23 protein-coding genes are annotated in these 25387 nt (G+C 45.7%); 19 read left to right on the top strand and 4 right to left on the bottom strand.

Going from position 1 to position 25387, the window contains the following annotated elements; translation table 11 throughout:
- Nucleotides 1–151: 151 nt before the first annotated feature.
- The 14 genes from QVE09_RS03970 (at nt 152) to QVE09_RS03905 (ending at nt 13909) form a co-directional block, all read left to right on the top strand.
- Nucleotides 152–574, top strand: a complete 423-nt coding sequence (locus QVE09_RS03970) for a cell wall hydrolase (protein ID WP_211082322.1) — start codon at nt 152–154, stop codon at nt 572–574.
- Between the two features lie 75 nt (nt 575–649).
- Nucleotides 650–1111 carry a spore coat protein GerQ gene (gerQ, locus tag QVE09_RS03965; RefSeq protein ID WP_397387010.1) on the top strand — a complete coding sequence of 154 codons (462 nt, stop codon included), beginning with the start codon at nt 650–652 and terminating at the stop codon, nt 1109–1111.
- A gap of 225 nt (nt 1112–1336) precedes the next feature.
- Complete coding sequence (locus QVE09_RS03960) at nt 1337–2917, top strand: sigma-70 family RNA polymerase sigma factor (protein WP_315935777.1); 1581 nt, start codon at nt 1337–1339, stop codon at nt 2915–2917.
- A gap of 196 nt (nt 2918–3113) precedes the next feature.
- Nucleotides 3114–3536, top strand: coding sequence for a MerR family transcriptional regulator (locus tag QVE09_RS03955; RefSeq protein ID WP_315935776.1), 423 nt, complete (start codon nt 3114–3116; stop codon nt 3534–3536).
- The gene (locus tag QVE09_RS03950; RefSeq protein ID WP_315935775.1) at nt 3526–4050 is read left to right on the top strand and encodes a hypothetical protein; all 525 of its coding nucleotides are present in this window, start codon (nt 3526–3528) and stop codon (nt 4048–4050) included. The genes QVE09_RS03955 and QVE09_RS03950 overlap by 11 nt, the downstream gene beginning before the upstream one ends.
- Before the next feature lie 91 nt (nt 4051–4141).
- Nucleotides 4142–4312: a hypothetical protein gene (locus QVE09_RS03945; RefSeq protein WP_315935774.1), complete on the top strand. Its 171-nt coding sequence runs from the start codon at nt 4142–4144 to the stop codon at nt 4310–4312.
- Nucleotides 4313–4685: 373 nt separating this feature from the next.
- Nucleotides 4686–6002: a hemolysin family protein gene (locus QVE09_RS03940; protein WP_315935773.1), complete on the top strand. Its 1317-nt coding sequence runs from the start codon at nt 4686–4688 to the stop codon at nt 6000–6002.
- Between the two features lie 159 nt (nt 6003–6161).
- On the top strand, nt 6162–7070 hold the full coding sequence (locus QVE09_RS03935; protein ID WP_315935772.1) for an ArsR/SmtB family transcription factor: 909 nt from the start codon (nt 6162–6164) through the stop codon (nt 7068–7070).
- 322 nt (nt 7071–7392) lie between these two features.
- Nucleotides 7393–9117 (top strand): ABC transporter substrate-binding protein, encoded by a 1725-nt coding sequence (locus QVE09_RS03930; protein WP_315935771.1) that lies wholly within the window; start codon nt 7393–7395, stop codon nt 9115–9117.
- Between the two features lie 101 nt (nt 9118–9218).
- Nucleotides 9219–10175 carry an ABC transporter permease gene (locus tag QVE09_RS03925; protein ID WP_315935770.1) on the top strand — a complete coding sequence of 319 codons (957 nt, stop codon included), beginning with the start codon at nt 9219–9221 and terminating at the stop codon, nt 10173–10175.
- Between the two features lie 12 nt (nt 10176–10187).
- A complete protein-coding gene (gene opp4C, locus QVE09_RS03920; RefSeq protein ID WP_315935769.1) occupies nt 10188–11129 on the top strand; it encodes an oligopeptide ABC transporter permease in 942 nt (313 codons plus the stop codon).
- 9 nt (nt 11130–11138) lie between these two features.
- Nucleotides 11139–12122, top strand: a complete 984-nt coding sequence (locus QVE09_RS03915; protein WP_315935768.1) for an ABC transporter ATP-binding protein — start codon at nt 11139–11141, stop codon at nt 12120–12122.
- Nucleotides 12115–13080, top strand: coding sequence for an ABC transporter ATP-binding protein (locus QVE09_RS03910; protein WP_315935767.1), 966 nt, complete (start codon nt 12115–12117; stop codon nt 13078–13080). The genes QVE09_RS03915 and QVE09_RS03910 overlap by 8 nt, the downstream gene beginning before the upstream one ends.
- A 316-nt stretch (nt 13081–13396) precedes the next feature.
- Nucleotides 13397–13909 carry a hypothetical protein gene (locus QVE09_RS03905; RefSeq protein ID WP_315935766.1) on the top strand — a complete coding sequence of 171 codons (513 nt, stop codon included), beginning with the start codon at nt 13397–13399 and terminating at the stop codon, nt 13907–13909.
- A 2-nt stretch (nt 13910–13911) separates the two neighbouring features.
- Here the strand turns inward: QVE09_RS03905 and QVE09_RS03900 are convergent, their stop codons facing one another.
- The 4 genes from QVE09_RS03900 to QVE09_RS03885 form a co-directional block, all read right to left on the bottom strand.
- Nucleotides 13912–14865: a hypothetical protein gene (locus QVE09_RS03900; RefSeq protein WP_315935765.1), complete on the bottom strand. Its 954-nt coding sequence runs from the start codon at nt 14863–14865 to the stop codon at nt 13912–13914.
- Nucleotides 14843–15433, bottom strand: a complete 591-nt coding sequence (locus tag QVE09_RS03895) for an RNA polymerase sigma factor (RefSeq protein WP_315935764.1) — start codon at nt 15431–15433, stop codon at nt 14843–14845. The genes QVE09_RS03900 and QVE09_RS03895 overlap by 23 nt, the downstream gene beginning before the upstream one ends.
- A gap of 247 nt (nt 15434–15680) precedes the next feature.
- The gene (locus QVE09_RS03890) at nt 15681–16913 is read right to left on the bottom strand and encodes an aminopeptidase (protein WP_315935763.1); all 1233 of its coding nucleotides are present in this window, start codon (nt 16911–16913) and stop codon (nt 15681–15683) included.
- A gap of 91 nt (nt 16914–17004) precedes the next feature.
- Nucleotides 17005–18237 (bottom strand): aminopeptidase, encoded by a 1233-nt coding sequence (locus QVE09_RS03885; protein ID WP_315935762.1) that lies wholly within the window; start codon nt 18235–18237, stop codon nt 17005–17007.
- Nucleotides 18238–18478: 241 nt separating this feature from the next.
- Here QVE09_RS03885 and QVE09_RS03880 point away from each other — a divergent pair, with 241 nt between their 5' ends.
- The 5 genes from QVE09_RS03880 to QVE09_RS03860 all read left to right on the top strand — a co-directional run bounded on the left by QVE09_RS03880 (nt 18479) and on the right by QVE09_RS03860 (nt 25369).
- A complete protein-coding gene (locus tag QVE09_RS03880) occupies nt 18479–18745 on the top strand; it encodes a hypothetical protein (RefSeq protein ID WP_315935761.1) in 267 nt (88 codons plus the stop codon).
- A gap of 180 nt (nt 18746–18925) precedes the next feature.
- Nucleotides 18926–19735, top strand: a complete 810-nt coding sequence (locus QVE09_RS03875; protein WP_315935760.1) for an MBL fold metallo-hydrolase — start codon at nt 18926–18928, stop codon at nt 19733–19735.
- A 179-nt stretch (nt 19736–19914) separates the two neighbouring features.
- Nucleotides 19915–20925, top strand: a complete 1011-nt coding sequence (locus tag QVE09_RS03870) for an aldose 1-epimerase (RefSeq protein WP_315935759.1) — start codon at nt 19915–19917, stop codon at nt 20923–20925.
- Nucleotides 20926–21057: 132 nt separating this feature from the next.
- Nucleotides 21058–22446: a class II fumarate hydratase gene (gene fumC / locus QVE09_RS03865; RefSeq protein WP_315935758.1), complete on the top strand. Its 1389-nt coding sequence runs from the start codon at nt 21058–21060 to the stop codon at nt 22444–22446.
- A 178-nt stretch (nt 22447–22624) separates the two neighbouring features.
- Nucleotides 22625–25369: a CHASE3 domain-containing protein gene (locus tag QVE09_RS03860; RefSeq protein WP_315935757.1), complete on the top strand. Its 2745-nt coding sequence runs from the start codon at nt 22625–22627 to the stop codon at nt 25367–25369.
- Nucleotides 25370–25387: the final 18 nt, after the last annotated feature.

Genomic DNA, 25387 nt, shown 5'->3' with positions numbered 1-25387 from the left:
TATTATAAGAAACGAATTGCTTTGGGACTTCACCTTGGGTGAGGTTCCGGGCTTTTTTTTATGGAAAAAAGATGGAATCGTGTCACCGAATGGGCTCCTGCACAATACGATGTACGGTGATGAACAGCTGAAACAAGGGAGGAAACAGACTATGGCTGTTATTAAAGCCAACTCAGAGGACGTCAAGCTGCTGGCTAGGCTGATGAGGGCGGAGGCTGAAGGTGACGGCGAACAGGGCATGCTGCTTGTAGGCAATGTAGGTGTGAACCGGGTACTGGTGGATTGTCTGGACTTTCGGGATATTCGTGACATCAATCGTATGGTATTCCAGAACCCGGGGGGCTTCGAGTCAACACAGAAGGGTTACTTCTACCAAAGGGCTAGAGAATCCGAGATTCGTCTGGCACAGCGTGTAATTAATGGAGAACGTATCTGGCCAGCGAGCAATTCATTGTGGTTTTTCCGACCTGTGGGCGACTGTCCACCAACGTGGTATGACCAGCAAAATACAGGACGTTTCAAAGCGCATTGTTTCTTCAGTCCGACAGGCGATGACTGTCCGGAAGTATATTAAATTTGGGGAGGAATCACCATGATTAATCAGCCTTATCAACCAACGACTCAAACAATGGGTCAGCAAGCGAATTCCGTGTTAGGTCAACAAGCTAATTCTCAGGTTCAAGGTACGTCTTACAAAATCGGTAACGGAATGCCTGCCATGTCGCCAACGCCTGGGATGGTATCACCAAGCTCCACAAGTGTACCCCCACTCGTATCCAGTGGAAGCCCTATGACACCATCGGGTGCAGTGGTTACGACAACAGCTCCTCAGTTTGAGCAATCTTACATTGAGAATATTTTGCGTCTGAACCTCGGGAAATACGGTACGTTCTACATGACATACGAAGGTAACAAAGAATGGAATGCTCGTATATTCCAAGGTATTATTGAAGCAGCGGGTCGTGACCATATTATCATCAGCGACCCGAAGACAGGAAGACGGATCATGCTGTTGATGGTCAACTTCGACTATGCTACATTTGATGAGCCATTGTTGTATCAATATCCGGGCGTGGTAGGCAATTACCCACAAGCTCCAAGCAGATTCTAATTGTCGCTTCTCGATTTCAATTGATATTTGACAGGTCTAACACATAGTGAATTGCAGGCTGTCCCGAGAATGTGGAGTTTATCCGCAAACGGGGCAGCTTTTTACATAAGCAGTTATTCAAAATGGCTACTATATAATTGAGTCAGACGTAACCTTTTGTTAAAAACATGGCACTTATATATGAACAGAACAAGCAACATGCCTATAGGAAGGGAGTCCATAGCATTGAAGTCTTGGATTGAAGGAGCAATGAAGGGCGAACCCGAAGCTTACGCACAACTGATGTCTCAATATCGCGGGATGGCACTTGCTGTTGCCTACCATCGGTTGGGGAATACATTTTGGGCAGAGGATGTCGTGCAGGAGGCGTTTACTGAGGCTTTTGGCAATCTGTCCAAGCTGGAAGACTCGGAGGCTTTTCCCGGGTGGTTCAAGGTGATCGTGGAGAGGCAGTGTTATCGCTGGCTACGACGCAAGCAGCATTCCATGATTCCCGTTCAGCAGTTGGAGCATGTTTTCCATGAAGAGGATCAGACGCATAATCCGGAAAAACAAGCGGTGCAAAACGAAATGCATCGTACGCTGCGTGATTCTATTGCAATATTGCCATCATCGATGCGGATTGCTGTTGAACTGTTTTATTTGGAAGGATACTCGCTCAAGGAAATATCGGATTTAGTCGGGGTCAAGGTACCTGCATTAAAGAAAAGGCTGTTCGATGCCCGATCCAAACTCAAGCGCTCTATGCCAGTAAGGGATCTGGTCTCTGTGTTCAGTGAATTGTATGAAGGGGGAAAAGGATTGTTACACATTATGAATGGGGATCACGCTGCCAATCGTTTAAGAGAGAGTGGAATCGAGGGAGATATCCTCGTATGGAGAGAATTGTACACGTTTGGACCGGTAGCCAAGGATATGAAAGATGCAAAGGAGCGGAAGAATCGGGCATCCGTATTAGAGCGGCAGTTGGGTATTCCACAGACGGAATACTTGCAGATCGAGGAGCTTGAACGCAAGTTGCATTCGTTTCAACAATATAAGGAGATTGTCTTATGGTTCGAATACGATCTCTATGATCAGACGATGTTATCGTACCTATTACATTATTTCAAAGGACAAGTACTCCAGAATACGAAACTGAATCTGCTCTGTATTGACTCGTATCCAGAGATCGAGGACTTTAGGGGACTGGGGCAGCTCACCTCCACACAGATTGAACGGCTGTCAGGCAGTTGGCATGTGATTGATACGGAGGAGCTACTGGCTGGTGCACAGTTCTGGGAAGCCTATACGTCAACTGATATCCGGCATCATCTGGATTACTTGCAGGCAGACACTTCTGCGCTACCCTTTGCAAAAGCTGCCTTTAAGGCACATTTGTCTCGTTGGCCATCGGTATCGAACGGATTAGGGCTCATTGAGCAGACAACACTGGAGGCCATTAGAGCAGGTGTGGAGCGTCCATATCCATTATTTCGCGAGGTAGGGGACAAGCTGCATATTCTCGGGATGGGTGATCTTGAATACTGGACACATCTGAGGCGGATGACAGAAGGACCTCATGCTTTAATTCAGATGACGGGTGCAACAACTTTCCCTAATTTCATGCAACATGATGAAACATTCCGTGACGGAGTCCTGTCGCTAACGGAACTTGGAATTCAGGTGTTGAATGGAGAAGTCGATTGGGCACTGCTGAAGCAGGATGAATTCTGGATCGGTGGATTGTATAACGCAAGCGGGAAACAAGCCAGATGGCGCTGGAATCCCACTTCTGAGACCGTAGTGGAGATTGAGTCGACATAGTACAAGAGAGTATCCAGCCATGCGGAAGCATGGGCTAGGATGCTCTCTTTGGTTTAGTTAAGAATTGGTTGTGGTTTCAGAAAATGATTTTTTCCTTTTTTGGATAGTTGTTTGACTAGATGTATACCTGTACAGTAAACTGTACATATTACAGTTTACTGTACAGGTATAATCTAAAATGTAAAGGAGTGAGTTTATGAATCAGTACACTGCAAAGCGTATCTCAGAAATTCTTCAAGAAGATGATACTAAGATGAATCTGAGGACGGTTCGGTACTATACACAAATAGGCATGGTTCCTCCTTTAGAGTTGGTAGGAAATAAAAGAGTATATACCGATAAACACATTCATTATTTTCGAGCAATTATAACTTTAACAAGAACTGGTGAGAACTTAGCATCCATCCAAGAAAAATTAAAGCCTCTTTCTTTAGAGGAAGTGGAAAAAATCGGCCAATTGATGCATTTATATAGTCCAGACCGTGTCTTGGAAAACGAAACACTAACAATAACAGATGATGTTTCAATTACATTAAGTCCTCGAGTTTCTGCCGAATTAAAACAGAAGGTAATTGATTCTGTTTCACAGGTTTTAAGGGGGGAATTTAATGATGCTTAATTTACGGCTGTCTAAAAAAATGATGGAAAAAGAAGAAGGAATGAATCATTTATGGATTGAGCTCACCCATACCAATAATTCAACTGAAAATGCAATATTGCGTATTCATCTCCCAAAAGGTCTTTATCGAGGGTTAAATTTGAATGGGAATTTTGAAACAGAATCAGGTGAAATAAAATTATTGTCACGAGACAAAGACGTATTTATTGAGTTTTACACACAGTCGAGAATAGATTGTGATGAGGCATTGATTAATGTGGAATTATGTTATCAAAATAGTCATCTAAATTGGAAAGGAATAAAACAGGACATAACAGTTCGCTTTGTAGACGAGGATGATGTAGATAATGAGCATATCGACCATCAAGTCATTGAACGAGTGATGAAGCTCGAAATTAATTCGTCTAGCAAGGCTGGCCCAGATAAGGAATTATTAGTTATCAAACCAAGAACGTATCAAACAAGGGACAGTGAATATGCTTATCTTGAAAAGGACTATCGAATAAACTACTAGTGAAGGGGAGCGCTAAACGTATTTTGCGAATGCGTAAACTTATTGATCATGTGATTAGTAGAGCACAATAACAATGGGCAGGTGATTAGAAATGGACCGAGAAGCAATCGAATATTCCGTAGAATTCCAAGATTCTTATGGGATCATATACACTCAAGAACTGAGAGCTGAAAGTATAGCTGAAGCCAAAATGATCATTCAAAATAACTATCCTGATGTTGTTGTTCGAGCAGTCACACGTATTATAGAAAATGATAAGTGAATAACTATCTAATGATCCGAAAGTTAATCAGTTATCAATACAACTACACACGTTGCAGAGGATTCAACTAATGGAAAAATAGGAAGCTTAAAGGCGTATGCTGGTAAAAATTATTTCCGAAAAACAGCGTAATCGTTACTTTTGTTAAAGAAATAAGGCGTTTGTGCCATTTCGTAGTCATAGGACACGGATTGACTGTGTAGTGTAGAATTATATAATAAAAGAAGCATATCTTTGTTATTCGACAGAACAAGGTGGAGGTGGAAGCATTGGGAAGTTGAAATTGCATATGAGCGGCAGAATGGCAAATATCCTACATTTTCGAAGGAGGTGGACCTATTTGCCGAAGAATGACGGCGAATAGGATGAAAATTTGAGTGACCCCTTACCGAGTATTTTAAATTTAGTATTAATCGGTTTACTTGTATTAATGAATGGTTTCTTTGTGTCGGCGGAATTCGCGATGGTGAAAGTTCGTGGAAGTCGGATTGAGGCTTTGGTGGAAACGGGCAACAAAAATGCAATATACGCTTCTAATATCATACGCAATATGGATGCATATCTGTCAGCTTGCCAATTAGGTATAACGCTGGCTTCACTGGGACTTGGATGGTTGGGTGAACCTGCAATTGCACACCTGTTAGAGCCCCTGTTTACCGCATTTGGACTGGGACCCGTCTATGTTCATGGAATCTCGATTGCCATTGCATTTGTGATTATTACGATCCTGCATATTGTACTGGGGGAACTTGCTCCCAAGACGATGGCGATCCGAAAGTCTGAAACGATCACGCTGTGGTCTGCGGCTTTGCTAACGTTCTTCTACAAATTAATGTATCCATTCATATGGGCACTGAACGGTATGGCTAACGGCTTGTTGAGACTGTTCCGAATGGCACCAGCTTCGGAGATGGACGACGCGCATAGTGAAGATGAATTACGTATTCTCATGAAAGAAAGCAATAAGAGCGGTTTGATTGATAACACTGAATTAGCACTTGTTGATAATATATTTGATTTTACGGATACAACCGCCCGTGAAATTATGATTCCGCGGACGGAAATGATTTGTCTGAATGCCAATGAGTCCATGCTGGAGAATCTGGAGATTGCCAGCGAAAGTATGCGAACAAGGTATCCGGTATATAACGGAGACAAGGATCATATTATCGGCTTTATTCACATTAAGGATCTGATGCGATCCCAACTTACGGATACCATCTCCGTAATCCGGCCCATCCTGGCTGTGCCAGATACCACCCTGATCAGTGATCTGCTCAAGCGTATGCAGCGTAGCAAGACACAGATTGCGATTCTGATTGATGAATACGGCGGAACCTCCGGGCTTGTCACACTTGAAGATATCATGGAAGAGATCGTAGGTGAGATTCAGGATGAATTCGACCAGGAACGTCCTGCCATTGAGCAAGTGGATGAGATGGAATACTCCATTGATGGATTGATGCTGATTGAAGAAGTCAGTGAACGATTCGGACTCGAGATGGACCGTGCTGATTACGATACCATCGGGGGCTGGTTATACTCCAGAGTAGATGCCATTCCACCTGAGGTCGGTCAATCGGTTGAGTATGGGGGTTATGTATTTGTCATTCAAGAGACAGAGCATAAGCGGATTTCCCGAGTAAATGTGATTAAGCTGGAACTGTTGGTTGAAGAAGAAGGCGCCTGACCCAAGCTATTATTTTGGAGACAGGTGATCCCGTTCCATTGAGAGGCCGTACGGTGGATTATTTCACTGTGCGGCTTTTTGTGTATTCTATAGTCGGTAGCATGCACGGCGGCAAACAGGGTATAATGGAACGACTTTGCAAGATAGGAGAGGTTGAGATTGAGCTATCGCATTGAGGTTGGATTTACGCCTGTATTTGAATTCATGGCCAGCTTGCATACATATATTTGCCGAAAATCGCATAAAAAGATTGATTTATCCATAGCCTGGGCGCAAGAAGCAGAAGAGCAACTAACCCCTGAGCTTGCCGCTGTCTTGCAACATATGAACGTGGATGATGATTGGAAATGGATGTATCTGCTTGTCTGTCTGCGAGTGGAAATTGAGGAGCCGGAGGATTTTATTGAATGGTTCAGCCAACGAACAGTGCTTGACCTCCAAGGCATTTTTAGTCGGTACAGTTTCCCGTATACGGATGATATCGCTGCTTTCCAGACCAAGATGACCTTTGTATTAACCGGCTGGAATGAGCAATATTTTCGCTTGCTTGATCCCGCCATCTTACAACATCTTCGCCAGGAGGTTCTGAACCGCAAGGAGCAGTTAAGTGATTCTCCCCAAGAAAAGGTACTCGATGATGCAACCAACGGGTTGATGTTCCGGGATATGCAGGGGCTGGATAGACTGCTGCTTGTGCCACAATTTCATTTTCAGCCGCTAAATGTCATTCTGCATTTCGGGGATACGCTGCTGTGCCATTATTCCTCCAGGATATATATGGGAGATTATGAGTATATTCCGACTCATCATTTGCGTGTAATCCGCAGTTTGGGAGAGAAGAACAGACTGAAAATAATGCGTTTTCTGCATCAGGGACCGCGTTCGTTTATAGAGATTGTTCGTCACTTGAAGCTCTCCAAAGGAATTACTCATGACCATCTTTCCAAGCTTCGGGGAGCAGGGTTGGTCTATGCGCATTTTGAAGGAGAAAGTCTGGTTGAGTATTCACTTCGTCTTCATGCACTGGAACAAATTTTGCCGAATGTCATGAATTATTTGGAGCAATAACGTTTATCAAAATGTGGTTTTTAGAAAAAAAGTATTCCTTCGATCCAGCCGTATGTTTGTTGTGGCCGAACTGAGATTTATTCAGGAAATCCGCACAAAACATACGGCTATTTTATCGCTTTAAAGTGGATATTAATGGGTTTAATATAAATATTTTTTTGTGGTTCTCTATTTACAGAACCGATTCCGGTTCTTATAATAGGGCTTATCGAACTTATACCTTACTAATTTCATTGGAATTGTATATATTCTGGATTATTTCGGGAATTAGGAACGGCTGAGCGAGAAAAATTTGAATCATTTATGAATTGGAGAGGATTTTATGAAATTGAAAGGTTTATCCGTGGCATCATTAATCATCAGTAGTGCAATTGTGTTATCGGCATGTGCCGGAGGAGGTGGAGCAGAGACAGCTACTGCTGGAAGCGAGACAACAAATTCGGGCACTCAAGCGACTCCGGTTTCAGCAGCAATGGATGCGCCATTTCAGGCAACGGACCTGAATCAATTACCTGAGACGGCAAAAAAACGGACGGATACGGTTATTGTGGGACTTACCGATCCGAGCGGAGCTTTCACACCGTACTTCCATCAGAGCGGATATGATGGCAACGTGGCTTCCTTGCTTTTTGCTTCGCTGGTGACTGTAGATGAGAAAGGACTGCCTGTTCCTGATCTCGCTGAAAGCTGGGATGTGTCCGATGATCAGCGTACATACACGTTTCATCTGAGAAAAGATTCCAAGTTCAGTGACGGCTCAGCACTCACCGCAGATGATGTTGCTTTTACATGGACCATTCTGCATGACAAGTCATATGACGGTGGATTTGATATTTTCTCCACTAAGGTGAAAGGCGGCAAAGCATATACCGAAGGAACGGCAGATCACATTGAGGGGATTAAGATTATTGATCCGTTAACGATCTCGGTCACCCTGGAACAACCAAATGCAACTGCTCTGCTTACATTGGGCTCAGAGGTGTTGTCCAAAGCCTACTACGGCAAAGACTATCAATTCGGAAAGCTCGAATACATTAAAAATCTTCATGCCACACCTGTAGGCAATGGCCCGTACAAACTCGAAAAGTTCATTCCTGGTCAGGAAGTTCGATTCGTTGCCAACGAATTCTACTACAAGGGAAAACCAAAAACCGAGCATTTCATATATAAAACATCGGAAGGAGACACCTGGCAGTTTATTGAAACGGGAGAGATCGACTTCACTTCGTTCACGGCTACCCAGGAGAATATTGATAAGTTGAAAAATATCCCATACCTCAACCTTCTGCCTTATACACCAAGTACATACGGATATTTACAGCTCAATCTGGAGCATGAACAACTTCAGGAAAAAGAAGTACGGCAAGCCATTACTTATGGCCTGGATCGTCAGTCCATCTATGTGGACGCCAACCAAGGGGCAGGCGCTGTTGCCAACATCCCAACTTCACCTATTTCCTGGTCTTATACGGAAGAAGGCATTAATCCATACGCCTATGATCCGGACAAAGCCAATCAATTGCTGGATGACGCGGGGTGGTTGCCTGGAGCGGATGGCATTCGTGAGAAAAACGGGAAGAAGTTGTCCCTGCACTTCCTCGGAACGAAAAGTCCGGCCACGGATATCTTCATTGCTGTAGCCAAAGAAAACTTCGAAGCGATTGGCGTGCAGTTCCAGCCTGAAGTGTTTGCCGATTTCAACTCATTAGTCTCCAAAGTGGAGGGCGGCGATTACGACGTGGCTTCCTTCTCCACCCCGATGTTGACAGATCCTTCGGACGGTGTGCAGCAATTTGTGGATGGTGAGTTGAAAGGGTACAACAATCCCAAAGTGAAGGAGCTTTATAACAAAGGTCTGGCTACAACAGACATTGAGGAGCGCAAGGCTGTATACAAAGAGCTGTACCAGCAGCTCAACGATGAGCTGCCGGTTATTTTCACCAGTTATAGAAAAACAGTCTACGCCTATAACGGTCGCATCGATGGACTCTCTGTCAGTCCATACCGCGGGATTGCAACCAGCTTGCCGGAATGGTCTCTGAAATAAGCGGTGGGTTGAATCCAGAAACATTCATACCGAAATAAACCAAACGTCCCTTGTGTTTGCGATGTCGCAGATGCAGGGGATGCATTGATAAGGAGCCTGATATGAGCACTTACATTGTAAAAAGGATGACATATATGGTTCTTATTTTGCTGGCCGCTTCCGTCCTGATATTCAGCCTATATGCCCTTACCCCTGGTGATTACATCTCCAGCAACATTAAACTGAGTCCTGAACGCAAGGCCGAACTGCGCGAATTGTATGGACTGGACAAGCCCGTTATCGAGCGGTATCTCATCTGGATGAAAAATGCTGTACACGGGGACTTTGGATATTCTTTGGCACAACAGAAACCCGTTCTCTCGTTGTTTAACGAATATATTTGGAATTCATTCCTGCTCGCTGCGGTTACCACGTTCCTGACCTGGTTCATCGCGGTTATTATCGGTGTGATTGCTGCGTATAAGCAGTATTCGTGGTTCGATACCTTCGTGATGATCGGCATATTTGCCGCCATGTCTGTACCGTCCTTCTTTATTGGCTTGTATTTGATCAAGTTGCTGGCGGTTGACTTAAAATGGTTGCCTCCTGGCGGCATGATGACCACAGGAAGTAATGCCACCGGCCTCGCCTATGTCAAAGAGGTGATTCAACACATGACCTTGCCTGTCATTGTCATGACCTTGCTTGGGGTAGGCTCACTTACTCGTTACTTCCGCAGCAACATGATTGATGTGATCAAGCAGGATTATATTCGGACAGCACGAGCCAAGGGTTTAAAAGAAAGCAAAGTGTTATACACCCATGCCTTGCGCAATGCGCTGTTGCCTGCGATCACACTGATTGGATTCGAGCTGCCATCCTTATTTGGCGGTTCACTCATTATTGAGAAAATATTCAGCTGGCCCGGTATCGGCCAATTATATATGCAGTCCTTCTCACTGCGGGATTACCCGCTGCTGATGGGCTTTACCATGTTCATCGCCATCCTGACTGTCATTGGAACGCTGCTGTCTGATGTGCTCTATCACATCGCAGATCCGCGTGTCCGTTTGCAATAAGGGGGCTATAACATGACAATCTCTTCATCGTCTGTAACGAGAAATGCCGCAGAGTCTGCCTTACCTTTAAAGGTTCCGGCGAAGTCTTCTTTATGGAAATTGTCGCTCCGAAGACTGCTCAAGAACAAACTTGCCGTTGGCGGATTTATCGTGGTTTTATTGATGTTTGTAGCTTGTTTCATTGGCCCGCTATTCTCACCTTATACCGATAACAAGATCAATATGGCAGCGATGAAGCAAGGTCCAGGCATTCATCACTGGCTTGGTACGGATGCGCTCGGCAGGGATGTGCTTACCCGTGTGCTGATGGCAGGTCGGATCTCGCTTACCGTTGGTCTGGCCTCCATGGTTCTATCGGTATTTATCGGGTCCTTGCTTGGAGCGATCGCCGGATATTATCGCGGCATTGTTGATCAGTTCATTATGCGGATTGCCGACTTGCTGCTTACCATTCCCGGACTGCCGCTGCTGTTCATTTTCGGCGCGTTGTTATCGGATTGGAAGGTTCCGCCGGATTCCAGAATGTATATCGTTATGCTGATGCTCAGTTTTGTTAACTGGCCCGGTATGGCCCGAATGGTACGGGGACAGATGTTAAGCTTGCGGGAACGTGAATTCATGCAGGCTGCTGTTGTTCTCGGCTTGCGTGACCGTCGCAAACTGTTTCACCATCTTCTGCCCAATATTGTCCCGCTACTCATCGTCATGGCAACTCTGAATATCGGAGGGTCCATTCTCAGCGAGTCGGTACTCAGCTTTTTTGGACTGGGCGTCATGCCGCCAACGCCTACATGGGGCAATATGATCGATGCGGCCAACAACATGATTGATTTTCAACAGCATCCGTGGTTATGGATTCCGCCAGGGCTGTCCATTTTCGTGACCGTTATTGCGATTAACATTTTTGGTGATGGTCTTCGAGATGTATTAGATCCCAAACAGAAGAGAAGGTGAGCACGCCTCATGCAAAATATGATTGAAATTGAACAACTTGAAACTCATTTTTACTCGGAAGAAGGCAATGTCAAAGCCGTGGACGGCGTAAGTCTGAATGTACGTGAAGGGGAGACGGTGTGTATCGTTGGTGAATCAGGCTGCGGTAAAAGTGTAACCGCCATGTCGATTATGGGCTTGATCGAGGAACCAGCAGGCAAGGTGGTAGGCGGTGCGATCCGTTTTGGTGGACGGGATCTGCTCCGTGAAAGTAAATCTTCGCTGCGTGCTATCCGGGGCAATGACATCTCTATGATATTCCAGGAACCGATGTCCTCGTTGAACCCCGTACTGAAGATCGGTGAGCAATTGATGGAGCCGCTGATTGTACACTTGAAAATGAGTAAAAAGCAGGCTCGCGCACGAGCAATTGAACTGATCGCCGAAGTTGGCATTTCACGCCCGGAGCAGATTGCGGACAGTTATCCGCATGAGCTGAGTGGAGGCATGCTGCAGCGCATTATGATTGCTATTGCCATCTCATGTAACCCGAAATTGTTAATCGCAGATGAACCAACCACGGCACTGGATGTGACGATTCAAGCTCAGATATTGGATATGTTACAGCACATCAAGTCCCAGTCGGGCACCTCCATTCTCATGATCACGCATGACCTTGGCGTTGTTGCCGAAATGGCGGATTATGTCGTTGTCATGTATGCAGGCAAAGTGGTGGAAGAGGGGGAAGTTGTGCAATTGTTTGAATCTCCCAAACATCCATATACCCAGGGACTTCTTCGTTCCAAGCCGATTATCAATCAAAGGCAGGACGAATTGTATTCAATTCCCGGGCATGTACCTGATCCGTTATCCTTAAAAGATTCCTGCCATTTTGCTGAGCGTTGTGAGCATTGTATGTCGATATGCACCACGCAAATGCCTACACTGAAGCTGCTTGGGCCCGGACAGAAGGCCGCATGCTGGCTGTATGAGGAGGCGCTTAGCCATGTCTGAACCTCTTTTGGAAATCGAACATCTCAAAACCTATTTTCCGGTGCGCAAAGGTTTATTGAATCGTACAGTAGCCCACGTGAAAGCGGTCGATGATATTAGTATCACAATCCATGAAGGAGAAACGTTTGGATTAGTGGGTGAATCCGGAAGTGGCAAGAGCACCGTTGGAAGAACAATCGTGCGCTTAACGGAAAAAACGGAAGGACAGATTCGTTTTCAAGGTGTTGACTTGCACCATTTGTCTATGCAGGAAGTACGGAAGATTCGTCCGCAGCTTCAACTTATTTTCCAGGACCCCTACAGTTCACTGAATCCGCGCATACGTATTGGTGATGCCATCGGAGAAGCTGTATTGGATCACGGATTAGCGACCGCGAGTGAGGTGCGCGATCTCGTCAAGGAGGTACTCGGAGCCTGTGGATTGTCATCTTATCATATTGATCGTTTTCCCCATGAGTTCTCTGGTGGACAGCGACAGCGGATTGGAATTGCAAGAGCTTTGATCTTAAATCCAAAACTGATCATTGCAGATGAACCAGTATCAGCACTGGACGTATCCATTCAGGCTCAGATTATCAACCTGTTCAGACGGCTTCAGCAAGAGCGTGGCCTTGCTTACTTGTTTATTTCGCATGATCTGAGTGTGGTGGAACATTTGTGTGACCGTATTGGAGTCATGTATCTCGGCTCCATGGTCGAGACGGCATCCAGAGATGAGTTGTTCGGCAATCCACTGCATCCGTATACGAAAGCCTTGCTATCCGCTGTACCTGTGCCGATTCCCAAGCTGAAACGGGAACGGATTGTGCTTAAAGGAGATATCCCAAGTCCGGTGAATCCGCCAACCGGCTGCAAGTTCCATACGCGTTGTCCATGGGCAGAAGATATCTGCAAGCAGCAAACTCCAGCATATCGTAACGTAGGAGCGGATCATTTTGTAGCCTGTCATTTGGTCTGAAGCATGTGAGAGTAATTTCATATCAACGTTATTTTATGAATACGGAGTGGAATTCATTAAGTTGCATCCATTTTATTGGTTTGTTTAGATACCTTAGCTCGAATGACGTGCTGAGGTATCTTTTTTATGCTGCTTGGTTTAGACATTAGAAAAACTCCCATCAAATCGACGTAGAAAGTTTTGCTTTTCTACTGTCTACTATGATGGGAGCATATCCAAACATCGGAGCGTCTAAAATTTTTTTGAAACCTGTCACCCGATCCGTCCGTTTATACCCTTACACAAAATCAAATATGGAACCGGAGGATGGATCAATATGCGGAAAACGAAAACAAAGAGTGCAGCATCTATACTAAAAATAACCCTTGTTGCCTTGTTAATGGTGCCAACAATCCTGGCTATACCTACGTCCGAACCAGCCGTTGCAAGCCCGATGATCAACGCGTCCTCTGGTGCCCTTACAGCTCCGCCACCGCCAGAACCATCCAGCCATTCGCTCGCTAACACTCGAGAACTTGGACATATCTATCAAGCGGTCGGTGCAGTCATCCCTGGGGGTGGACTATCGGCTATCGTCAATACCAAGACCATGACATATACAGCAATGAAGACACTTTCCGTAGCTTATCGACTTGAGCGCTGGACAGGAACAGCATGGGTAACTTTCAAAGCCAGTTCCAACAATGCAACGAATACAAACTTACTGAATGCCACATCGGATTGGACCGTTATGCCAGGATACTATTATCGCGTTACCAGTATCCATACAGTGTATGATGGAAGTACCACGGAAACAAGCAAACATGTCTCTGGCACCGTATTATTCTGATCTTATCGGCGGGTGCTGCCGGGAAACTTCTGCTCTTGAAAATCGTTGGCAATAGCAGTCATTTCTTCTTCCGAAAGGGTGCCAAACAGACTCATATTGTTGGAACCCATCATCCACTGAAAGGAGTTATAGGGTGGGCCGATATACATCAGTGCTTCCGTGCCGTCCGCCAGCTTTACGGTGCTCATATCACGAAGCATGGCCCCTTCAATTTTCTCCCCAGGCATAACATAGACATAATCAAACTGGATAATCTCATCCTCTATGCTCTTGCCTTCACTGGTATATTGAACTCTCATTTGGTTGGACTCATAATAATCGTCTGGATTCACAGGGTTTTCAGTATCGAGCACGAGTTCGAATTTGACCTTGTTGAATCGCTCGGGAATGGCCTTGGATAACAGAAAGTCACCCATGAACCCTTCGCGTGCAATCTCTTCCGTAACAAGTACTGGACGAAACTGATGGCTCGATAACTCATACGAAGGTGTATTAAGAGCCTCTTCTTCTTGTACTTTTAGAATGTCGTCTAAGCTGGTTTCCGGTGGTGGAGGTGTTTTGGCTGTTGACGGATCAGCCCCCAGATGGGTCGTACGATCCTCGATGACAATGGATTTCATGCCATTACCCCAATCCTTGATGGATTGCACAAATGGGGATACCGCTTGCGTACCGGACGGCAGGCTGAAGATAACGGCCCCGATGGTCACGGAAGCGGCTACGACAACTGAAAGTCGCAAGGTACGTATTCTTTTTTTACGTAAACCGATTCTGTTAATTTCCCTGTGTACCTTCTGCCAGGATTGCTGCATGGATTCGGTATGGGAGGCGGAAGGGGCAGAGACGGCCTGATGGAAAGCCTCATCAAAAGCCAGATCAAACGCAGCGTCGAAATATTCATCTTCCAGCTCTGAATCGAATGGCTCCACATGTTTATCGGACTTGCCTTTGCTCAATACTTCCACCCCATTCCTTATGTAATTTCTTCTTGATACTGCCGCGGGCTCTGAACAAACGTTGCTTCACAATGTCTTCGGAGGTATCCAGCAGTTCGGCCATCTCTCGGTAGGAGAGACCTTTTTTCCACCGTAACTCCACCAGTACACGATATTCCGGTTTGAGCTGTCCGAGATAATATTCAATGGACTCTTTCATCATCTGCGTTTCTACCATGCTTTCCACGGAAGCTGCCGTCTGATTCATCGTCTCCATATCTATAAAAACACTATCCGTATCCACTTGGTTACGGTTATTTTTATTTTTTCTCAGATAATTAATAGCTGTGTTCCGCGTGACGACCTTGAGCCAAGCCTTCAGTTTGACCTCGTCTTCGAAAATGGGTTTATTTTTAATGATTTTGATAAAAGCTTCCTGAATAATATCTTCTGCTGCAGCACGCTCCTTGATGATATAAACGATAAGACCATGTACCATATTATAATATTCATAATACACTTCTTCTTGAAGTGAATAGCCTAAATTATGGAAATCTGAGGCAAGTAATAACTGAAGCCGATTGGCCATGATGTTCTCCTTTCTGGTGAACAATCCACAAACATTGGTATCATTACATTTTACAACATAATATGGAAACGATACAATGGGAGGTTGGTCCGGGAAAAACCAGATGAGGAAAGTGGGTATAACTCATAGGACAGTTTGCTGAAAATTAATAAAAGGCCGTCTCGCGAACCATGAATACATGGTTGCAAGACAGCCTCTTCGACTGTTCAGTGAGAATACATTATGGGAGATAACTCTCTGTGATCAGTTAGAATGCCCAGTCTCCCTTAAGGAAGATGGCTTCACGTTCGCCGTTTGCCGTGATACCGTAAATGTCCGTCTCGGGAGAGCCCATCATGAAGTCCACATGGGTGATGCTGGTGTTCATGCCACGGGCTGCAAGCTCTTCAGGAGACATCGTTTTGCCACCTTCGATATTAAATGCATAGGAACTGCCAATCGCAAGATGGCACGACGCATTCTCATCATACAATGTCGTGTAATACAGGATGCCGCTCTCAGAGATCGGTGAATGGAAGGGAACCAAAGCAACTTCGCCGAGGAAATGAGATCCTTCATCCATGGAAATGAGTCTTTCCAGCGTATCCTGACCTTCTTCGGCATGAAAATCAATGATACGTCCGTTCTCAAATGTGAGTGAAAAACGATCAATAATACTGCCGCCATAGCTGAGTGGTTTGGTGCTGGACACCTTGCCATTAACGCCATGTTTGGCTGGAGCGGTGAATACTTCCTCTGTCGGGATATTCGCGACAAAAGGGGTGCCTTGCTCATTTACGCTACTCGCCTGCGCCCAGATATGACCTTCTGGAAGCTCGACAGTAAGATCTGTCCCCGGGGAGAGGAAGTGCAATGCTTGGTACTTTTTGTTATTCAAAGCAACGGCTTTGGTCTCGAGTCGTTCAATATGCTGTTCCCAAGCCGCTACAGGGTCCTCCAGATCGGCTCTTACCGCAGCAAAAATGGCTTCCCACAGCTGGCTAACCTGCTCAACTGCCGGGAGATCCGGGAATACTTTGGCTGCCCAATCGGGGGAAGGACAAGCCACACCTGTCCAGCTCATTTTATCCGCCTGTTGATACTGACGGTACTTGGCCATCGCCTGACCAAATGTACGCTGATGGGTCGAGATCCGCTCCGGGTCAATACCTTTCATCAGGTCTGGGCTGGATGACAATACCGTCAGGAAGGCTGCATTATTGGCCGCCAGTTCTTCAAGCTCCGCTGCATGCCATTTCGGCGGTTCTTGGAAGGATTCCTCTGGGGCCATCTCAAACCGCAACCGATTAACGGTTTCATCTCCGTATTTTACAATCACCTGCTTGGCGCCAGCTTCATATCCCTTGCGTACCAGCAAACGTACGAATTCAGCGGTATCAATCATCGCACTGATGACGAATACTTGCCCTGGTTGCACGTTTGCGCCTACTTTTACAGCCAGTTCTGCGTAACGATCCAGTTTTTGTTCAAAACTTAACATATGAGTTCCCTCCAATTGTTGAAATTGTTGACCTGTTGACGCAGGAAAAGAGAGGAGTAATCTCCTCTCTCCTAAATCACATCAAACGGGATTAAAATGCCCAGTTTCCTTGCAGGAAGATCGGCTCTTCCGCGCCTTCGGAGGTCACGCCGTGGATGTTCATTTCTCCGGATCCAATCATGAAGTCTACATGAGTGAGACTGGAGTTCATGCCACGTTCAATCAACTCTTCTTTGGACATCGTTTTACCACCTTCCAGACAGAAGGCATAGGCATTGCCAATCGCCAAATGGTTGGAGGCATTTTCATCAAACAAAGTATTGTAGAACAAAATATTGGTATCGGAAATTGGGGACTGATGTGGAACGAGGGCTACTTCACCCAGATAGTGTGCGCCATCATCCATCTCAATCAGGTTTTTGAGTGCATCGAGACCTTGATCGGCGGTATAGTCAACAATTCGGCCGTTCTCAAATGTAAGGGAGAATCCGTCAATCAGGTTGCCGCCGTAGCTCAGTGGTTTCGTGCTGCGCACTGTACCGTTAACACCCGTTTTCAGCGGAGCCGTGAATACTTCTTCGGTAGGCATATTGGCAATAAAGACATGTCCTTGCTCATTCACACTTCCACCGGATACCCAGATATGGCCTTCTGGAAGTTCGATGGTCAAGTCTGTGCCTGGAGCTGTATAGTGAAGCTTCTTGTATTTCTTGTTGTTCAGCAGATCAGCGCGGGAATCCAGGTTTTGCAAATGGGTTTTCCATTCGGCAACAGCATCCTGTTCACCGATCCGTACTGTTTTGAAAATGACATCCCACAGGCGGTCCACTTGTTGTGATTCCGGAAGATCCGGGAACACTTTAGCTGCCCATTCCGGAGAAGGAACGGCCACGATAGACCAGCTGAATTTGTCAGCCATCTGATAAGAACGATATTTTTCGAGCGCTTTGCCGCGCACTTTTTGGCTAGTAACAATGCGTTCCTGAGCTACACCGTTCAGCAGATCCGGATTTTCAGCGATGACGTGCAGAATAGCGGCACCTTCTTCAACAAGTTCAGTCATTTCAGCTGCAAACCATTTCGGTTCAATCGAGAAAGCTTCATCAGGGGCAAGATCGTAATGAAGACGTGTAATGGTTTCATCGCTCCAGTTTACTTTGACCAATTTGGCACCTTTACCGTAAGCTGCTTTGACAATCAGTCGTACAAAATGCGCTGCCGAGATTGGAGCGTTAACCACGAGTGTCTGCCCAGGATGGACATTGACACCGACTTGTACAGCCAGTTCAGCATATTGCTGCAGATTCGTTTCAAAAGTATTCATGCTATTTTGTTCCTCCAATGTGATAATAATATCGTAGCTTGTTGGCTAATATAGATGTTGTTCAAACACGTATTATAATCCTCATTACAACTATGTAAGGACTCAGAATGGTTCCTTCATTGAATAAGGTATACGTTGCTACGTTATATATTGTACAATTAACCAATAATAATTACCAAACTAGGTTTACCAGAAATGTTGGAGACCGACTGTAGATGAAAGATTAAAGGAGAGAATGATTGTGAATATTGAAATTATAAGTGCTGAAATGCGCCGTGAAGGTGAAAAAGGATACGTTGGAAATACCATTTACCGCACAGAAGGCGAAAAGTCAGTGTATGAGATTACCTTCATGAGCAAGAACGGAAAAGATTGGGACTATAGCTTGCATTTCACGGAGCAATCCGGAGATGAAGATGAGTTGCTTCGTATGGACGAGCTGCTTGAGAATGATGACGATCTGTACAATCAATTGCTCGATGCTGCTTTGGAGGCATTTCCGGCTTAACTGGCTGAGATGTTCTTGTTCTATTGTGTCGTGTCGATGACTATACTAGACGGTGTATGCCCGAAACAGGGTGTATACCGTCTATTTTATTGGAAATGTTGAATAGATGATCCAGAAAAGGGAAGTCTACGAGATGAATGGAACCAGAGAGACAATCCGCCTAATGGGAGGGAACCGTGAATGACATCTGACAATCTGATTACAGAAGGGTTGACGGGACTTGAAGAAGTCGCGCCCGATATTCTCAGTCTACGTACACTATTCGTTAATGTCGTGTTCATCGGAGAGCCAGGAAGCAGGAACTGGGTCCTCGTGGACACCGGAATGGCGAGGTTCACAGATCATATTGTTCAGGTTGCAAGCGAACGTTTTCAAGGTCCGCCATCTGCAATCATATTGACACACGGCCACTTCGACCATGTAGGAACCGTTATTGAGCTGGAACAATTCTGGGGTGTGCCAGTGTATGCTCATCCGCTGGAAATTCCGTATTTAACGGGATTAAAAGATTATCCGCCAGCGGACCCTTCTGTAGGTGGAGGTTTAATGTCCAGGTTGTCATTCGCTTATCCTAATGAGGCAATCAATCTGGATGATCGGATATTCAGTTTACCCAAAGATCATTCCGTTCCAGGCGTATCAGGATGGGAGTGGGTGCACACGCCAGGTCATACACCCGGACATGTGTCGCTGTTTCGGGAAGCTGACCGTTTGTTAATTGCGGGAGACGCGATCATCACAGTGAAGCAGGAATCGCTGTGGAGTGTGTTGCTTCAGGACAAACAGTTGCATGGCCCACCTTCCTATTTTACAACCGATTGGCAGGCTGCTCATCAATCTGTCCAGCATATAAGGCATCTGGAGCCGAAACTTGCGATTACCGGGCATGGGCATGCCTTGAGCGGAGCTATGCTGAGTGAATCCTTGAAGCGGCTTGATCTGGACTTTGAAGAGAGCACCGTGCCGGATCACGGCAAATATGTGGATTAATTGAACCAACATATGAAAGGCAGCAGAGACAGCCGTAGCGGATTGCAGCTGTCTTTTTCCTGTCTTTTTTGTCTTTCTATCATGAATTTGTTCTCTATCATAGATTGGTATTTTGCGCTCGGGCATGATATAGTCGAGCCGTATAATATAACCTTAGTATGCAGGAGGTACATATAACGATGACACAGCAAAATGCAGCATTTGAAGAACAATTTGGAGGGATACCGGCCATTTGGCTTCGTTACAATCAGTTTGAAGCGGCAGTTATTCCTAGCGTGGGTGCCAACCTCGTTGCTTTTCGTGATACAGAAAAGGGTTTTCGTTACTTGAGAGAACCGAATCAGGATCAGATGGATGAGTTTATGGCTGCACCTGCGGTCTATGGAATTCCGATTCTTTCTCCACCGAACCGTTATGAGGATGGACGTTTCCCCTGGAATGGTAAAGTTTATCAGTTGCCTGTGAACGAACCGGCTACAGGTAACCATTTGCATGGATTTTTGCATGATGCCGAGTGGAAGGTCGAGGGATACGGTTCGGATCAGTTGGAGAGTTATGTGTTGCTTAGCCAAGACGTGAAAGAAGGACATACATTCCATCAGTACCTGCCGTTTACGTTCACGGTGACACTTCGTTACTCTTTGAGCAGCCAAGGACTTCAGCAGCAATTGATCGTCCGCAACAACGGGACTGAATATATGCCGAATTTGTTTGCATTCCATACGGCGATTGCTGTGCCTTTTGCACCGGACAGTCAAGCCTCGGATTACACGGCCAAAGTTACGATTGGACAACGTCGTGAATTGAACGAGCGTTCTCTGCCAACAGGACAATTTCAACCGCTTACACCTGAGGAAGAACAATTGAAAAAAGACGGGGTTAGTCCGTTCTTTGCTGCCATGGATAATCATTACACTGCGGAGCCGCAGAATGGACGTAACTATATGGAACTCACGGATCGCCGTACTGGAGACAAACTGGTATACGATGTAGGTACTTCCTACAAGCACTGGATGATTTGGAACAATAACATGGGTGGCGAATTCTTCTGTCCTGAACCACAGATGAACCTGGTTAATGCTCCTAATGTTGAAGGCATCCCGGCAGAAGAAATCGGATTGATCGGTCTGGAACCAGGTGAACTATTCGAACAGAGCAGCCGATTGTATCCCATTGCCTCACAAAAATAATTCACGCTCATTTTGCGCTACGCTTACAATTTTGTCGAAAAGGTGAAAACCTGCTCGTAAATCATGTATAATATGACGAGATACACAAGCTTTGTAGAGACCCAAACCATCTTTTTGGAGGAGGACAAGCAAGTGGAATACCGCATTGAGAGAGATACGTTAGGCGAAATGAAAGTACCAGCCGACAGGCTGTGGGGAGCTCAGACGCAGCGCAGCAAGGAGAACTTCCCGATTGGCAGTGAACATATGCCGATGGAAGTTATCCGTGCCCTTGCCATTTTGAAAAAAAGTGCTGCGGCCAGTAACCATAAATTAGGTAAATTATCTGCGGCGAAGTCCGATGCTATCGCTTATGCAGCAGACGAGATTATTGCAGGTCGAATTGATGACCATTTTCCACTGGTCGTGTGGCAGACTGGAAGCGGAACACAATCCAATATGAACGTGAACGAAGTGATTGCAAATCTGGGGAACCAACTGCTGGAGCAAAAGGGCAAGGAAGAGCGTCTGCATCCAAATGATGACGTGAACATGTCCCAGAGCTCCAACGATACATTCCCAACGGCTCTGCATGTCGCAGGTGTTCTGGCTGTTGAGGATCAACTCTTGCCGGCCATTGCGGTATTGAAATCCACTTTTGCAGACAAATCGGAGGCATTCAAGGATATTATCAAGATTGGACGTACCCACCTCCAGGATGCAACACCAATTACGCTTGGCCAGGAGATCAGTGGTTGGGAAGCCATGCTGGGCAAGAGTGAGCGTATGATCCGTGAAAGTGTACAGTACATGAAGGAGCTTGCGATCGGCGGTACAGCTGTCGGAACGGGCATTAATGCACATCCGGACTTTGGGGACTTCACTGCCAAGGAGATCGGCAAACATACGGGGAAAGATTTTGTATCTGCACCAAACAAATTTCATGCACTTACAAGTCATGATGAAGTTGTATATGCGCATGGTGCGGTTAAAGCGCTTGCAGCTGACTTGATGAAAATTGCCAATGATGTCCGCTGGTTGGCCAGTGGCCCTCGTAGTGGATTGGGCGAGATCCGTATTCCGGAGAATGAGCCAGGCAGCTCCATTATGCCGGGTAAAGTCAACCCAACTCAGAGCGAGGCCATTACGATGGTGGTTACGCAGGTCATGGGTAATGATGCAGCGATTGGTTTCGCGGCAAGTCAGGGTAATTTTGAACTAAATGTATTCAAACCGGTTATCATCTATAACTTCTTGCAATCCGTGCAACTCCTGGCGGACTCCATTATTGCGTTTAATGACAAGTGTGCCGTAGGCATTGAGCCTAACCTGGATCAGATTGAACATAATCTGAACAACTCGCTGATGTTGGTTACCGCACTCAATCCGCATATTGGTTATGAGAATGCAGCCAAAATTGCGAAGCTTGCGCATAAAGAAGGCTTGTCTTTGAAACAGGCGACGTTACAAACGGGCCTGCTTACCGAAGAGCAATTTGATCAATATGTCGATCCGGCCAAAATGATCGCTCCAAAGGCCTAAAATCAGCCGAAATGAGCAATATAGATCACTGAAGAGGACGACCTGCATAAGCAGGTCGTTTTTCTTATGATTACCGATGAACTTAAAGCTTGTCAGACTATACGTATACATATAAACTACATATGCACCAGTTTTAATTTAATTGAATGGGATTCGTATATATTTGGAGGTTTCCGCGTTGTCAAAAACGAGAAGATTTACGATACGCTCCAAAATTTTATTGGGCTATCTTGTGGTTGTGCTTTTGTTTGGTGCTGTTCTGCTAGTGCTTACGGCCCAAATTAATGTGTTACAGAAGGAAAATGATTTTATCTCCCATCATGATCTGGAAGTACATAATCTGACCAACGCGATTGAAAAAAATGTCTTGAACATGGAGACAGGACAGCGTGGATTCATGATTACAGGCAATGAGAGTTACTTGGAGCCGTATTCCCAAGGTCTATCCCAGTGGAGTTCCAACTATGATCAGTTGAATGCTCTTATTAGCGACAATCCTTCCCAGCAGCAGAGTTTGCAAAGCATCAAAGCTCATATTACGCGCTGGATTGAGACTGCTGGGGAGCCTTCAGTGGACTTGAAAAAGCAAGGGGATCAAGCAAAAGTTGTTGCATTCTTTCAATCTGATCCGGGTAAAACTGAAATTGATCTACTGCGCTCTCAACTTACAACCTTCCGTAACACAGAGATCGCTCTGACCGAGGCGAGGGTTACTGAACTTGCCAGACGCAGTTCCACACTACTGACGATTATGTACACGCTGTGGGGTATTATTGCAGCATTATCCATTGCAGCCGCGCTTGTGATATCAGGAAATATCGTTAAAACGTTGCGAGATGTTATGCAGACTATCAGTGATATCTCCAAAGGTGGAAACCTGAAGCAGCGAATTCAGGTGCGGACACATGATGAAGTGGGGGATCTGGGCCACGAAACCAACAAATTACTGGATGAAGTACAGGAACAGAATCGGGTCAAGGACCAGATCACAGGGATTGCCACACTCTTACAGAACCCGACCAATCTGGAGGGATTGTCCCGCTTGTTCCTGAGCGAGCTTGCCATGTTGTTTGAAGTTCCCTATAGCGTCTTGTATTTCTGGAAAGACAATCGACTGCTGCGCGTGGCTGCGTATGCTGCGGATGGAGAGAAAGAACGTTCACTCGGCAAAGTGTCGCTTGCCCCGGGTGAGGGACTTGTAGGTCAAAGTGCTGTGGAGAAGCGAGTCTTACGCATGAATGATCTTCCCCAGAACTATATCCGAATCTCTTCGGGTCTCGGGTATACATCTGCCACATCACTTACCGTAGTACCGGTCCTGTTTGAGGGCAGAACGATTGCAGTAATCGAGCTTGCTTCAATGAAGCCGTTGCAAGAGAATGATATGAAGCTGATGCAAGAACTGACGGACATTTTTGGTGTTTCACTGCACTCGACCGTCACTCGTATGGAATTACAGCAATTATATGATGAGTCACAAGTTCTGAATGAAGAATTACAGGCACAATCGGAGAAACTTCAGGCTCAGACGGAAGAAATGCTGTCTCAGACAGAGGAACTGCAAATGCAGACCGAAGAGCTTCATATGCTTAATGATCGCCTGGAAATGCAGAAGAGCGTTGCTGAGACATCAGCCAATGAACTTGCAGTTGTGGCGGATCAGCTACGAACAAGCTCGGGGTACAAATCCGAATTCTTGGCGAACATGTCCCATGAACTGCGGACACCGCTTAACAGCATGTTGATTTTATCCGAAATATTGTCTGAAAATAAAAACCAACACTTGAATAGTGAAGAACAGAACTATGCTTCGGTCATTCACAAGTCAGGCAAGGACCTTCTGAATCTGATCAATGATATTCTTGATCTATCCAAAGTAGAGGCCGGGCAGATGGAAGTGGATTTTGATGATGTCTATCTGAGCAGTCTGCCTGAAGTCATGAACCAGTATTTCCTGAAAACAGCTGAGCAGAAAAGAATAGATTTCCGAATTCAGCTCCAAAGTCCTTTACCGGAAACCATCGTGACTGACGAGATGAGAATGCATCAGATTCTCCGAAATCTGCTCTCGAACGCATTCAAGTTCACTAGTGAGGGCGAAGTTGCCTTAACCATCTCCAAAATGAGTCTGGCGAACCCAGAAGCGGACGGCCAAGAGACCGACGTGATTGCTTTCTCCGTCAGTGATACAGGGATTGGCATTGCGGAAAACAAACTTCTACAGATCTTTGATGCATTCAAACAGGCGGATGGGGCTACGGCACGTAAATATGGCGGGACAGGACTTGGCCTGTCGATCTCCCAATCGCTTGCAACTTTGCTGGGTGGTTCAATCTCGGCAACAAGTCGTGAAGGACATGGCAGTGTATTCACGCTGTTCCTGCCACTGCGAAGAGATGAACCTGAGACAATGAATGCATCACGGTTGTTCCTGAATGAGGTGGCTAGCACTACACCTGAGATCAATAAGCTTCCTTCAATGACTTCTGAACAATCGGATGTTTTCTTGACCCCACTGGAAGAATCTTTGCTCAGTGGGCGTCAAGTGCTTGTCGTTGATGATGATATTCGAAATGTATATGCGCTGGCTAACGCTCTCGAACAATACGGCATGAATGTTATCTCAGCTCAGAATGGGTACGAATGTCTGGAATTGCTGGAGCGTGGAGGAGTCAAGCCTGATATCATCATGATGGATATAATGATGCCGGAACTGGATGGGTATGAGACAACTCGCCAGATCCGTGAACGGCTTGGGATGACTCAGCTTCCGATTATTGCACTGACAGCCAAGGCCATGAAAGAGGATCGGGAGAAATGTATTGCAGCAGGTGCTTCGGACTATCTCAGCAAACCGCTGAATATCAAAGATGTATTATCCCGTATGAAATTATGGATGAATCACGAAACCATGGAAATCTGATCTAAAAACCTATGCCGA

Source organism: Paenibacillus sp. ClWae2A (genome assembly GCF_032452295.1).
Lineage (GTDB): Bacteria > Bacillota > Bacilli > Paenibacillales > Paenibacillaceae > Paenibacillus.
The sequence above is the reverse complement of the archived record's forward strand: the minus strand, read 5'-3'. Positions and strand labels throughout refer to the sequence as shown.

Excerpts from the sequence above, each read along its gene's own strand:
- QVE09_RS03910 (WP_315935767.1), top strand. The coding sequence starts at position 12,115 with ATGTCTGAACCTCTTTTGGAAATCGAACATCTCAAAACCTATTTTCCG.
- QVE09_RS03945 (WP_315935774.1), top strand. The coding sequence starts at position 4,142 with ATGGACCGAGAAGCAATCGAATATTCCGTAGAATTCCAAGATTCTTAT.
- opp4C (WP_315935769.1), top strand. The coding sequence starts at position 10,188 with ATGACAATCTCTTCATCGTCTGTAACGAGAAATGCCGCAGAGTCTGCC.
- QVE09_RS03905 (WP_315935766.1), top strand. The coding sequence starts at position 13,397 with ATGCGGAAAACGAAAACAAAGAGTGCAGCATCTATACTAAAAATAACC.
- QVE09_RS03930 (WP_315935771.1), top strand. The coding sequence starts at position 7,393 with ATGAAATTGAAAGGTTTATCCGTGGCATCATTAATCATCAGTAGTGCA.
- QVE09_RS03870 (WP_315935759.1), top strand. The coding sequence starts at position 19,915 with ATGACACAGCAAAATGCAGCATTTGAAGAACAATTTGGAGGGATACCG.
- QVE09_RS03925 (WP_315935770.1), top strand. The coding sequence starts at position 9,219 with ATGAGCACTTACATTGTAAAAAGGATGACATATATGGTTCTTATTTTG.
- QVE09_RS03885 (WP_315935762.1), bottom strand. The coding sequence starts at position 18,237 with ATGAATACTTTTGAAACGAATCTGCAGCAATATGCTGAACTGGCTGTA.
- QVE09_RS03915 (WP_315935768.1), top strand. The coding sequence starts at position 11,139 with ATGCAAAATATGATTGAAATTGAACAACTTGAAACTCATTTTTACTCG.
- QVE09_RS03890 (WP_315935763.1), bottom strand. The coding sequence starts at position 16,913 with ATGTTAAGTTTTGAACAAAAACTGGATCGTTACGCAGAACTGGCTGTA.
- QVE09_RS03895 (WP_315935764.1), bottom strand. The coding sequence starts at position 15,433 with ATGGCCAATCGGCTTCAGTTATTACTTGCCTCAGATTTCCATAATTTA.
- QVE09_RS03875 (WP_315935760.1), top strand. The coding sequence starts at position 18,926 with ATGACATCTGACAATCTGATTACAGAAGGGTTGACGGGACTTGAAGAA.
- QVE09_RS03955 (WP_315935776.1), top strand. The coding sequence starts at position 3,114 with ATGAATCAGTACACTGCAAAGCGTATCTCAGAAATTCTTCAAGAAGAT.
- QVE09_RS03970 (WP_211082322.1), top strand. The coding sequence starts at position 152 with ATGGCTGTTATTAAAGCCAACTCAGAGGACGTCAAGCTGCTGGCTAGG.
- QVE09_RS03950 (WP_315935775.1), top strand. The coding sequence starts at position 3,526 with ATGATGCTTAATTTACGGCTGTCTAAAAAAATGATGGAAAAAGAAGAA.